This is a genomic window from Pantoea anthophila (genome assembly GCF_006494375.1).
Taxonomy (GTDB): domain Bacteria; phylum Pseudomonadota; class Gammaproteobacteria; order Enterobacterales; family Enterobacteriaceae; genus Pantoea; species Pantoea anthophila.
This window is the reverse complement of sequence record NZ_VHIZ01000041.1, coordinates 40,266-51,765: the sequence shown is the minus strand read 5'-3', so window position 1 is coordinate 51,765 and position 11,500 is coordinate 40,266. Positions and strand designations below refer to the sequence as shown.

At 58.6% G+C, this 11,500-nt stretch carries 10 protein-coding genes; 7 read left to right on the top strand and 3 right to left on the bottom strand.

The window, feature by feature from the left end:
- Genes hemX through hemC form a run of 3 tightly spaced genes read right to left on the bottom strand, consistent with a single transcriptional unit; the run spans window position 1 to window position 2,825 of the window.
- A complete protein-coding gene (hemX, locus tag FJW00_RS09945) occupies window positions 1–1,134 on the bottom strand; it encodes a uroporphyrinogen-III C-methyltransferase (protein ID WP_009088438.1) in 1,134 nt (377 codons plus the stop codon).
- A 24-nt stretch (window positions 1,135–1,158) separates the two neighbouring features.
- Window positions 1,159–1,887: a uroporphyrinogen-III synthase gene (hemD, locus tag FJW00_RS09940; RefSeq protein WP_140923916.1), complete on the bottom strand. Its 729-nt coding sequence runs from the start codon at window positions 1,885–1,887 to the stop codon at window positions 1,159–1,161.
- On the bottom strand, window positions 1,884–2,825 hold the full coding sequence (hemC, locus tag FJW00_RS09935; protein ID WP_111208493.1) for a hydroxymethylbilane synthase: 942 nt from the start codon (window positions 2,823–2,825) through the stop codon (window positions 1,884–1,886). Before hemC ends, hemD begins: the two co-directional genes overlap by 4 nt.
- Window positions 2,826–3,142: 317 nt before the next feature.
- Between hemC and FJW00_RS09930 the strand changes: the two genes are divergently transcribed.
- The 7 genes from FJW00_RS09930 to uvrD all read left to right on the top strand — a co-directional run bounded on the left by FJW00_RS09930 (window position 3,143) and on the right by uvrD (window position 11,493).
- Window positions 3,143–5,701 (top strand): class I adenylate cyclase, encoded by a 2,559-nt coding sequence (locus tag FJW00_RS09930; RefSeq protein WP_009088443.1) that lies wholly within the window; start codon window positions 3,143–3,145, stop codon window positions 5,699–5,701.
- Between the two features lie 147 nt (window positions 5,702–5,848).
- The gene (gene lptM, locus FJW00_RS09925; protein ID WP_009088446.1) at window positions 5,849–6,049 is read left to right on the top strand and encodes an LPS translocon maturation chaperone LptM; all 201 of its coding nucleotides are present in this window, start codon (window positions 5,849–5,851) and stop codon (window positions 6,047–6,049) included.
- A 28-nt stretch (window positions 6,050–6,077) separates the two neighbouring features.
- Entirely contained in the window at window positions 6,078–6,902 is an 825-nt protein-coding gene (dapF, locus tag FJW00_RS09920; RefSeq protein WP_009088448.1) for a diaminopimelate epimerase, read from the top strand.
- Window positions 6,899–7,603, top strand: coding sequence for a DUF484 domain-containing protein (locus FJW00_RS09915; protein WP_009088449.1), 705 nt, complete (start codon window positions 6,899–6,901; stop codon window positions 7,601–7,603). The genes dapF and FJW00_RS09915 overlap by 4 nt, the downstream gene beginning before the upstream one ends.
- Window positions 7,600–8,505: a tyrosine recombinase XerC gene (gene xerC / locus FJW00_RS09910; protein ID WP_058958097.1), complete on the top strand. Its 906-nt coding sequence runs from the start codon at window positions 7,600–7,602 to the stop codon at window positions 8,503–8,505. The genes FJW00_RS09915 and xerC overlap by 4 nt, the downstream gene beginning before the upstream one ends.
- Window positions 8,502–9,218 carry a 5-amino-6-(5-phospho-D-ribitylamino)uracil phosphatase YigB gene (yigB, locus tag FJW00_RS09905; protein ID WP_140923913.1) on the top strand — a complete coding sequence of 239 codons (717 nt, stop codon included), beginning with the start codon at window positions 8,502–8,504 and terminating at the stop codon, window positions 9,216–9,218. Before xerC ends, yigB begins: the two co-directional genes overlap by 4 nt.
- A 112-nt stretch (window positions 9,219–9,330) precedes the next feature.
- Complete coding sequence (gene uvrD, locus FJW00_RS09900) at window positions 9,331–11,493, top strand: DNA helicase II (RefSeq protein WP_009088456.1); 2,163 nt, start codon at window positions 9,331–9,333, stop codon at window positions 11,491–11,493.
- The last annotated feature ends 7 nt before the right edge of the window (window positions 11,494–11,500 follow it).

Here is an 11,500-nt window from a genome sequence, read left to right as displayed (position 1 = left end):
TTAGCCTCCCTGCTGAGTGGCAGCGGCAGAGGGCTGAGCTAACAGGTTCCGCACACGGGTCTGCATCAGCTGTTCCAGCAACGGCTGGCTTTCCAGCGTGTCAGGCAGATCCATATTGATGTTCTGCTGGCTCAGCTCATCCAGCTGGGCAAGGAAGGCTTTCGTTGCCGCATCGTTAGTGTCATACCAGGCGCGAACCCAGGCGGAGACGGTATCGATAGATTGTTTGTAAATCTCATCCTGATGACGCGGCACAGCCTGCGCTGCGATCAGCAGACGCGAGCGGATATTCTCCCGCAGATAGACATCCTGATTCGGGGCCAGCAGCGGCTGGGCGGTATTATCGCGGCGGCGGATGGTAATAAAGTCATCCATAAAGTTGTGCCAGCTCTTCACCAGGTTCTGACGCCACTCGCGCACGGAACCCGACAGTTCGCCGCCATCGCTGTCCATCGGCGCATCATCGCTGTCGTTGTCTGCCAGACGCAGATTATCGACGTTGTTCGACAGCTGATTCAGCTTGAGGATCACGCCGTCATAATCGACCTGCGTGACGGAGGAGAGATTGCTGATGTCCTGGGTCAGGGCGCGACGCACGTTCATTACGCTGGGATCGTTCATGTCGGCCAGGCTGGCATCGGCGCTTTTCAGCAGCGCAGCGGCGGTCGTGACATCCTGATCGCTCCAGAGCTTGCGGCCAGCCAGTTTCACCAGATAATCGGCCTGAGCCAGCAACCAGCTGCGCACGTCATTGCCGGAAATCACGGCCATTTTTTCGCGCAGGGTTTCCAGCTCTTTGGCTGACGCGTTCTGCTGGGCCTGTGCCGTCTGCAGTGCGGTTTCAGCGCCGCTCAGCTGCTGGGTCAGCTGCTGTTTGTCGCTGCTGGCCTGCTGCTGCAGCGCACTCAGCTGGTCACTCAGCTTCTGATTGGTTTGTGCCTGTAAATCAGCCTGATGTTTCCCGTAAAGGTATAAACCTGCACCCATCGCCAGCGCAATGACGATCGCCACTGCCCCCAGCGCCATGCCACCCTTATTCGCATTGCGCGGAGGCGTGTCGTTGCTGGAGAGAGAGCGGTCGACCGCTGGGGTGGTTTCTTCAACCATGGCGGAGGAGTCTTTTTGTTCCGTCATATGTGGCACATCCCATTGTTAAGTTCATCGTAACGCGCGCAGCAGCGCATCGTTATCGGCACCATCGGCTACCTGAATATCCTGCCAACCCAATCCTGCGGCCAGGGTAGCCAAACGTTCACTGACGACAATCAGTCGGCAGTTGAGCAGCCATTCCTCGCGATCGACTGCGGGGAACAGCGAAAAGAGCTGTTGTAACATTTCACCGCTGGTGACCACCAGTACCGAGATGCCGCGATCGCGCCAGCGGCGGCCTTCGACCGGTCCGTCGTAATGCTTCTGACAGCGCTGGTAACAGGCAGCAAACGTCACCTCAGCACCACGCCGGGTTAATGTCTCTGCCAGCAATTCGCGTCCGGGGTCGCCGCGCAGGATCAGCGCACGTTTACCGGCAATCTGCTGCAGCGTATTCAGCTGAATCAGTTCTTCACTGGTTTCATGAGCATGGGGCCATGTTACCTGCCGGCCGCTGGCGGTGTGAAACGCCAGCGCAGTGCTGCGACCAATTGCATAATAGTCCAGCTCGCCGGGCCATGCTTTGATCGCGTGCTGCGCGTAGTGAATAACCTGCTGAGAAAGAATGAAAACCAGGTCGCCCGGGCGGAGGGCGGCGAGCTTCTGAGGCAGAAAGGGGAGGTCCGCGCCCGGTGCGAACTCGATTAGCGGCAGGCTCCACGCCTGCCTGCCAAGGGCATGCAGGCGTGACACCAGCTCTGCCGCGGCGGGTTCCGGGCGCGTCACCAGAATGGTCATGCCGGTGGCTGCCCCTGGTAAACGTCCTGCAGAATCTCACGGGCGCCACCGTCCAGCAGCTCGTCGGCCAGGGAAATGCCCATCTCGCGGGCCTGATCCCGCGGACCACGACGCTCGCCGCTGACCATTACATGACCATCCGGTGCACCGACCATGCCGCGCAGCCAGAGTTCATCGCCTTCCAGCACGGCGAAACTGCCGATAGGCACCTGACACCCCCCTTCGAGACGGGTATTCATGGCGCGTTCCGCTCTGACACAGACTTCCGTGTCGTCGTGATTCAGCGCCTGCAGCAGGCCGATCAGGGTGGTGTCATCCAGACGGCATTCAATACCGACTGCGCCCTGGCCCACGGCGGGTAAGGAGACTTCAGCAGGCAGGGCCTGACGAATACGATCTTCCAGCCCCAGACGTTTCAGCCCGGCAACGGCGAGAATAATCGCGTCATATTCACCCGCATCCAGTTTGCTCAGACGGGTGCCCACGTTGCCCCGCAGCGAGCGGATCACTAGATCCGGGCGACGAGCGCTAATCTGGCACTGACGACGCAGGCTGGAGGTGCCGACAATAGCACCCTGAGGCAGCGCGTCCAGGCTGTCATAATGATGAGAAACGAACGCATCGCGCGGATCGTCGCGCTCGCAGATGGTTACGAGGCCCAGACCTTCAGGGAAATCGACCGGCACATCTTTCATTGAGTGCACCGCCATATCGGCCCGGCCATCCAGCATCGCCAGTTCCAGCTCTTTGACAAACAGCCCTTTACCGCCGACTTTCGCCAGCGGCGTATCAAGAATAATGTCACCCTTGGTGACCATCGGCACCAGTTCAACGCGCAGTCCCGGATGGGCGCTCATCAGGCGTTGCTGTACATAATGTGCCTGCCATAATGCGAGCGGGCTTTGTCTTGTAGCAATTCTGAAAATTTTGTCTAACATGCTGTTAACCATTTTTATCGTTCACTGAATATCCTATCATCTCTGGGTGAATACTGTCAGTTTCAACGGATTGAAAACGGCCTGTGAGCGGTTTCAGGCCCGGTTTATCAAGCCATCACGTGGGAACCAGTGCTGAAAAGGCGGGAAGCTGGTAAGAACGTGCTAAACTGTTAAGTAGCGCAACTTTCTTTACGGTCAATCTGCCGGGTGTTAGATTGATCACGTTTCCAGCAATTATCTGCCCACTTTTTTACTTTTATAAGCGGCAGAGCGGGGAAACAGGGTGCTTAAACACTGGGACAATCAGGCGAAACGTCTTGTACCTCTACATTGAGACACTGAAACAGAGACTGGATGCAATCAACCAGCTGCGCGTTGATCGTGCGCTGGCTGCCATGGGACCCGCTTTTCAGCGCGTCTACAGTCTGCTGCCAACCTTATTACATTATCAACATCCGCAGATGCCGGGTTACCTCGAAGGTAACGTTCCACATGGCATCAGCTTTTTCACGCCTGATGAAAACCAGCGTCAGCTGCTGGCCGATCTCACCGGTGACAGCGACCTGCGCCATGCCGATGCGCCGAAAGGCGAAATGCCGATCACGGCGATCTACTCCATGGGCAGCACCTCCTCTGTCGGGCAGAACAGCGTCTCGGATCTCGATATCTGGGTCTGCCATCAATCCTGGCTGGATAATGAAGAGCGGCTGAATCTGCAGCGCAAATGCACGCTGCTGCAGAAGTGGTGCGTCTCGATGGGCGTGGAAGTGAGCTTCTTCCTGATCGACGAGAACCGCTTCCGTCACAACGAAAGCGGCAGTCTGGGCGGTGAAGATTGCGGCTCAACGCAACACATTCTCCTGCTGGATGAGTTTTACCGCACCGCGGTGCGTATGGCGGGTAAACGCCTCCTGTGGAATATGGTGCCGGGCGAAGAGGAGCATCACTACGACGATTACGTGATGTCGCTCTATGCCAAAGGGGTGCTGACGCCTAACGAGTGGCTCGATCTGGGCGGCCTTGGCACCCTGTCGGCGGAAGAGTATTTCGGTGCCAGCCTGTGGCAGCTCTATAAGAGCATCGATTCGCCCTATAAAGCGGTGCTGAAGACCCTGCTGCTGGAAGCCTACAGCTGGGAATACCCGAACACCCAGCTGCTGGCGATGGACATTAAACAGCGTCTGCACGATGGCGAAATCATCTGCTTCGGGCTGGACCCTTACTGCATGATGCTGGAGCGCGTGACGCACTATCTGACCAGCATCGACGATCAGCCGCGTCTCGACCTGGTGCGGCGCTGTTTCTATCTTAAAGTGTGCGAAAAGCTCAGCACGGACGACCATCCGCAGCGCAGCGGCTGGCGTCGCGAAATTTTATCGCAGCTGGTGAAAGAGTGGGGCTGGAACGACGAGAAGCTCGCTATCCTGGATAACCGCGCCGGGTGGAAAATCGAGCGCGTGCGTGAAGCCCACAATGAACTGCTGGATGCGATGATGCAGAGCTATCGCAACCTGATCCGCTTTGCCCGCCGTAACAATTTAAGCGTGAGCGCCAGCCCGCAGGATATCGGCGTGCTGACCCGTAAATTGTATGCCGCCTTTGAGGCGCTGCCGGGCAAAGTGACGCTGGTGAACCCGCAGATTTCACCCGATCTCTCTGAGCCGAACCTGACCTTTATTCATGTGCCGCCTGGCCGTGCCAACCGCTCCGGCTGGTATCTCTATAATCAGGCGCCGGATATGGATTCGATCATCAGCCATCAGCCGCTGGAATATAACCGCTATCTGAACAAGCTGGTGGCATGGGCGTGGTTTAATGGCCTGCTGACCCGCAAAACCCGGCTGCATATCAAAGGCAATGACACCTGCGATCTGGCGCGCCTGCAGGAGCTGGTTAACGACGTCTCCAGCCACTTTCCGCTGCGCCTGCCTGCGCCGACGCCCAAAGCGCTCTACAGCCCGTGCGAAATTCGGCACCTGGCGATTATCGTGAACCTTGAGCACGATCCGACGGCGGCCTTCCGCAATCAGGTGGTGCATTTTGACTTCCGCAAACTCGATGTCTTCAGCTTCGGTCAGCAGCAGCAGTGTCTGATTGGCAGCATTGACCTGCTCTACCGTAACTCCTGGAATGAGGTGCGAACCCTGCACTTCAGTGGTGAACAGGCGATGATCGAGGGACTGAAAACCATTCTGGGCAAGATGCACCAGGATGCCGCACCGCCAGACACGGTAGAGGTCTTCTGCTACAGCCAGCATCTGCGCGGTCTGATTCGCACGCGCGTTCAGCAGCTGGTGTCCGAGTGCATTGAGCTGCGCCTTTCCAGCACGCGTCAGGAGCCTGGCCGCTTCAAGGCGCTGCGTATGGCTGGCCAGACCTGGGGACTCTTCTTTGAACGCATGAGCGTCTCCGTGCAGAAGCTGGAAAACGCGGTAGAGTTTTATGGCGCGATCTCCAATAACAAGCTGCACGGGCTATCGATCAAAGTCGAAACCAACCAGACGCCGCTGCCGCCGGTGGTCAACGGCTATGCCAGCGAAGGCATTATTCAGTTCTTTTTCGAGAACACGACGGACGACCAGGGCTTCAATATCTATATCCTGGATGAGTCCAACCGGGTTGAGGTTTATCATCACTGCGAAGGCAGCAAAGAGGAGCTGGTGCGCGACGTCAGCCGGTTCTACTCCTCCTCGCACGATCGCTTTACCTACGGGTCGAGCTTCATCAACTTTAACCTGCCGCAGTTCTACCAGATAGTGAACACCGGCGAGCGTTTTCAGGTGATACCGTTCCGCAGTCAGACGCTGACCCAGCTCTGCACCAGCCAGCCTGACAACGACAACAGCGACTATCAGCCACGCTATCAGGTGCACTGATGCCGACCGGCTGCCTGCGCTCAGCAGGTGGCCGCGCGCTTCCTGACCGCTTATCAGGTTCACGCTATTTGCGGGGATTTCCTGTTGCTTTTCCACCTTCAACTGCGATGATAAGCATCCAGGTAAAGGACATGAAGAGCATAAAGAATGAAGAAAGTGATAAGCCTGTTTGCCATGACACTGGCAGTAATCAGCCTTGCAGGTTGTGGTCTGAAAGGGCCGCTTTACTTCCCGCCGAAGGATCAGCCGAAGAAACAACAAGCGCCGACCGAACGCCAGAAAGCGGACGCCTCTAAAGCCGATGTGGGCGGGCTGGTAACCGGCAATTCAGGCGTAAAAGCGAACTAATCTGATGGCTTACCCGGCGGAGCAAAAAATGCAGTTCTCCAAAATGCACGGTCTCGGCAACGATTTTATGGTTGTGGATGCGGTGACGCAAAACGTCTTCTTTTCGCCGGAATTGATCCGCCGGCTGGCCGATCGTCATCTGGGGATCGGCTTCGATCAGCTGCTGATTGTTGAACCGCCCTACGATCCCGATCTCGATTTCCACTACCGCATTTTCAACGCCGACGGCAGCGAAGTGGCTCAGTGCGGTAACGGCGCACGCTGCTTTGCCCGCTTTGTGCAGCTGAAAGGGCTGACCAACAAAAGCGATATCCGGGTCAGTACCCAGAATGGCCGCATGGTGTTAACCGTGACGCCGGACGATCAGGTGCGCGTGAACATGGGCGAACCGAACTTTGAGCCGCAGCAGGTGCCGTTCCGTGCCAATAAAGCGGAAAACCTCTATCTGCTGCGCGTGGCTGAACAGACGGTGATGCTGGGCGCGGTGTCGATGGGCAATCCGCACTGCGTGATTCAGGTTGAAAGTGTGAAAACCGCACAGGTTGAACTGCTGGGTCCGATTCTGGAAAGCCATGAGCGCTTCCCGGAGCGGGTCAATGTGGGCTTCATGGAGATCGTCAATCCCGAACACATCCGCCTGCGCGTCTACGAACGCGGCGCGGGAGAAACGCAGGCGTGCGGCAGCGGCGCCTGTGCTGCCGTGGCATGCGGCATCCAGCAGGGCATTCTGGCACCCAAAGTGCGTGTCGATCTGCCCGGCGGAACCCTGCATATCACCTGGAAAGGGGCCGGACAGCCGCTCTACATGACCGGTCCTGCGACACACGTCTACGATGGGTTTATTCATCTATGAAAAATATCGAAGAGCAGGCTGACAGTTCGGTTCTGCTGGACGATCAGGCCGTCAGTGATTATCTGCGGCAGAATCCCGATTTCTTTATCCGTAACGCCCGCGAAGTGGAACAGATGGCCGTGCCGCATCCGGTTCGCGGCAGCGTCTCGCTGGTGGAGTGGCATATGGCGCGTCAGCGCAACCACATCCAGCGGCTGGAAGAGGAGATCACGCTGCTGATGGAGCAGGCCAGCGCCAACCATGAGCTGTTCGATCGTCTGCTGTCGCTGGAGAGCCATCTGGCCGCGGCTGACTCGCTGCAGGATATGCTCAACCGGCTGCATCGCTGGGCGCGAGAGCTGGGGCTGGCGGGTGCCAACGTGCGGCTGTTCAGCGATAAATGGCTGCTGGGCGCCCCCTCCGATTTCTTCCAGCTGAGCCTGTCGCGTCAGGCCTTCGAACCGCTGCGTATTCAGCGTTTCGGTCATCAGCACCACTATCTCGGCAACATCAACGGCCCGGAACTGCTGCTGCTGCTGCCGCAGGCTAAAGCGATCGGCTCGGTGGCGATGTCGCTGATGGGCGAAGCGGGCGACCTCGGCGTGCTGATTTTCAGCAGCCGCGACAGCCAGCACTATCAGTCAGGCATGGGGACGCTGCTGTTGCAGCACCTGTCACAGATGATGCCAGGTCTGCTGTCGCGCTGGGTTGAACGCGCATGAGCAGCGCGCTGCAGGAGGCCGTTGACGGATTTCTGCGCTTCCTGAAAGTGGAACGCCAGTTAAGTCCGCTGACCCAGAGCAGCTATGCGCGCCAGCTCGCTGCGCTGGTTGCGATTGCGGATGAGATGAAGCTCAGCAGCTGGGCCGCGCTGGAGCCCGCCCAGGTGCGCAGTATGGCGGCGCGCAGCCGCCGCGCCGGACTCTCGGCCAGCAGCCTTGCGCTGCGTCTCTCAGCCCTGCGCAGTTTCCTGGACTGGCAGGTCAGTCAGGGTATGCTCGCCGCTAACCCCGCCAAAGGGGTGATGACGCCGCGTAAAGCGCGCCATCTGCCGAAGAATATCGACGTTGACGAAGTGAATCAGCTGCTGGAGATCGATCTCAGCGATCCGCTGGCCGTTCGCGACCGGGCGATGCTGGAGGTGATGTATGGCGGCGGGTTGCGTCTCTCTGAACTGGTCAATATGGATTGCCGCCACGTTGACCTCGATTCCGGTGAGGTGTGGGTGGTGGGTAAGGGCAGTAAAGAGCGCCGGGTGCCGATTGGCCGCACGGCGGTGACCTGGATCGAACAGTGGCTGCCGCTGCGTGAAACCTTCGGCTGTCAGGATGATGCGCTGTTTCTTTCAACGCGCGGCAACCGCATCTCGCCGCGCAGCGTGCAGAAGCGCTTCGCCGAATGGGGCATTCGCCAGGGCGTCGCCAGTCATATCCATCCACATAAGCTGCGTCACTCCTTTGCAACGCATTTGCTGGAATCCAGCGGCGATCTGCGCGCCGTGCAGGAGCTGCTGGGGCATGCGAACCTGTCGACGACCCAGATCTATACCCATCTCGACTTCCAGCATCTGGCTTCGGTGTATGACGCTGCGCATCCCCGCGCCAAACGAGGAAAGAACGAATGAAGTTTTATCGTCCGCTGTCGGCCATCAAAGCCATGACTTTCGACCTTGATGACACGCTTTACGATAACTACCCGGTGATCCGCCGCACCACACTGGAGTCTCATGCCGCGTTACAGGCTTTTCATCCGGCGCTGCGCGACTTTACGCCGCAGGATTATCAGCAACTGCGTGATGAGCTGTTGCAGCGAGAGCCCGACATCTTTCACGACGTTTCGGAGTGGCGCCGCCGTTCGGTTGAGCTGGCGATGCTGAATATCGGCCTCTCTGCGGCGGAAGCCACGGCGGGCGCGGCAGAGGTGATGGCGGTCTTCCACCAGTGGCGGAGTCAGGTTGTGATGCCGGAGGAAACCCATCAGACGCTGAAAGCGCTGGCGGAGAAGGTGCCGCTGGTGGCGATCACCAACGGCAACGCCAGCCCGGAAAAAATGGGTATTGCCGGCTATTTTCAGTTCACTCTGCGCGCCGGGCCCGACGGGCGCGCCAAGCCGTGGCAGGATATGTATCAGCTGGCGGCGCAGCGTCTTGCTATCTCCCCCCACCATATTCTGCATGTGGGCGACGATCTCACCACTGACGTGGCGGGTTCGCTGCGCGGCGGGCTGCAGGCGTGCTGGATTAACCTGCGGCAGGGCAACCTGATGCATATCCCGGACGCGCGCCTGTTGCCGCATGTCGAAATTTCGCGGTTGGCATCACTCACCTCACTGCTATAATGGCTGTAAATTTATCCAGTCGTTGCCGCTTTCAGCTTTGCCGCCCGCCTTGTCTGTGGCAGGCGCACTACCGCGCGCGATGACGGCGTTTTCTCTTTGGTAACCGGTGCTTATGGACGTTTCTGAACTGCTCGATGGGTTAAATGACAATCAGCGTGAGGCCGTAGCGGCCCCGCGCAGTAACCTGCTGGTGCTGGCAGGCGCGGGCAGTGGCAAAACGCGGGTGCTGGTGCATCGCATCGCCTGGCTGATGTCGGTAGAGAACTGTTCACCCTATTCCATTATGGCGGTGACCTTTACCAACAAAGCGGCGGCGGAGATGCGTCACCGTATTGAGCAGCTGATTGGCACCAGCCAGGGCGGGATGTGGATCGGGACTTTCCACGGTCTGGCGCATCGCCTGCTGCGTGCTCATCATCTTGACGCCGGTCTGCCACAGGACTTTCAGATCCTCGACAGTGAAGATCAGCTGCGCCTGCTTAAGCGCCTGATTAAATCGATGAACCTGGATGAGAAGCAGTGGCCTGCGCGTCAGGGCATGTGGTACATCAACGGCAAAAAAGATGAAGGCTTGCGGCCAAAGCATATCGAAAGTTACGGCAATCCGATCGAGCAGACCTGGCTGCGCATCTATCAGGCCTATCAGGAAGCGTGCGATCGCGCCGGTCTGGTGGACTTTGCCGAGCTGCTGCTGCGCGCGCATGAGTTATGGCTCAACAAGCCGCACATTCTGAATCACTACCGCGAACGCTTCACTAACGTGCTGGTGGATGAGTTCCAGGATACCAACAACATTCAGTATGCCTGGATTCGGATGCTGGCGGGTGACAGCGGCCGGGTGATCATCGTGGGTGACGATGACCAGTCGATCTACGGCTGGCGCGGTGCGCAGGTCGAAAATATCCAGCGCTTCCTGCAGGATTTCCCCGGCGCGGAAACTATCCGTCTGGAGCAGAACTACCGCTCAACCAATAACATCCTGAAAGCCGCCAACGCCCTGATCGCCAATAACAATGGCCGGCTGGGTAAAGAGCTCTGGACCGACGGCAGCGATGGGGAACCGATCTCCATCTACTGCGCCTTCAATGAGCTGGATGAAGCGCGCTTCGTGGTTAACCGCATTAAGGTCTGGATGGAGAACGGCGGGGCACTCAATGACTGCGCCATTCTCTACCGCAGTAACGCCCAGTCGCGTGTGCTGGAAGAGGCGCTGCTGCAGAGCAGCATGCCCTACCGGATTTATGGCGGCATGCGCTTCTTTGAACGTCAGGAGATCAAAGATGCGCTCTCCTATCTGCGTCTGATCGCGAACCGCAATGACGACGCGGCGTTTGAGCGTGTGGTCAATACCCCGACGCGCGGCGTGGGCGATCGGACGCTCGACGTGGTGCGTCAGACCGCCCGCGAACGTCAGATGACCCTGTGGCAGGCGACGCGCGAACTGCTGCAAACCCGCGCGCTGGCTGGCCGGGCTGCCTCGGCGCTGCAACGCTTCTGTGAGCTGGTCGATTCCCTGGCGACCGAAACCGCCGAATTACCGCTTCATGTGCAGACCGATCGGGTGATCAAAGACTCCGGTCTGTGGCTGATGTATGAGCAGGAGAAAGGTGAAAAGGGTCAGGCGCGAATCGAGAACCTTGAGGAGCTGGTGACGGCAACCCGCCAGTTCAGCTATCAGGACGAAGATGAAGATCTGATGCCGCTGCAGGCGTTTTTATCTCATGCGGCGCTGGAAGCGGGCGAAGGTCAGGCAGACAAATGGCAGGATGCGGTTCAGCTGATGACGCTGCACTCGGCAAAAGGGCTGGAGTTCAGCCAGGTCTTCATCGTCGGCATGGAAGAGGGGATGTTCCCGAGCCAGATGTCGCTGGATGAGGGGGGCCGGCTGGAAGAGGAGCGTCGTCTCGCTTATGTCGGCGTCACCCGTGCGATGCTCAAGCTGACGCTGACCTACGCTGAAACCCGCCGACTCTATGGTAAGGAAGTGTATCACCGTCCTTCCCGTTTTATCGGTGAGCTGCCCGAAACGTGCATTGAAGAAGTGCGGCTGCGCGCCAGCGTCAGTCGTCCGGTCAGCCATCAGCGGATGGGGGCACCGGTGACCAAAAATGACAGCGGATTCTCGCTGGGCCAGCGTGTTCATCACGCCAAATTTGGTGAAGGCACCATCATTAACCTGGAAGGCAGCGGCGAGCACAGCCGCCTGCAGGTGGCGTTTCAGGGGCAGGGAATCAAGTGGCTGGTGGCGGCTTACGCGAAGCTGGAAACGCTTTAGCGTGCGG

Coding starts and splice junctions, on each gene's coding strand:
- hemX (WP_009088438.1), bottom strand. CDS start 1,134: ATGACGGAACAAAAAGACTCCTCCGCCATGGTTGAAGAAACCACCCCA.
- yigB (WP_140923913.1), top strand. CDS start 8,502: ATGAAGTTTTATCGTCCGCTGTCGGCCATCAAAGCCATGACTTTCGAC.
- FJW00_RS09915 (WP_009088449.1), top strand. CDS start 6,899: ATGAAAAATATCGAAGAGCAGGCTGACAGTTCGGTTCTGCTGGACGAT.
- xerC (WP_058958097.1), top strand. CDS start 7,600: ATGAGCAGCGCGCTGCAGGAGGCCGTTGACGGATTTCTGCGCTTCCTG.
- hemC (WP_111208493.1), bottom strand. CDS start 2,825: ATGTTAGACAAAATTTTCAGAATTGCTACAAGACAAAGCCCGCTCGCA.
- hemD (WP_140923916.1), bottom strand. CDS start 1,887: ATGACCATTCTGGTGACGCGCCCGGAACCCGCCGCGGCAGAGCTGGTG.
- uvrD (WP_009088456.1), top strand. CDS start 9,331: ATGGACGTTTCTGAACTGCTCGATGGGTTAAATGACAATCAGCGTGAG.
- lptM (WP_009088446.1), top strand. CDS start 5,849: ATGAAGAAAGTGATAAGCCTGTTTGCCATGACACTGGCAGTAATCAGC.
- dapF (WP_009088448.1), top strand. CDS start 6,078: ATGCAGTTCTCCAAAATGCACGGTCTCGGCAACGATTTTATGGTTGTG.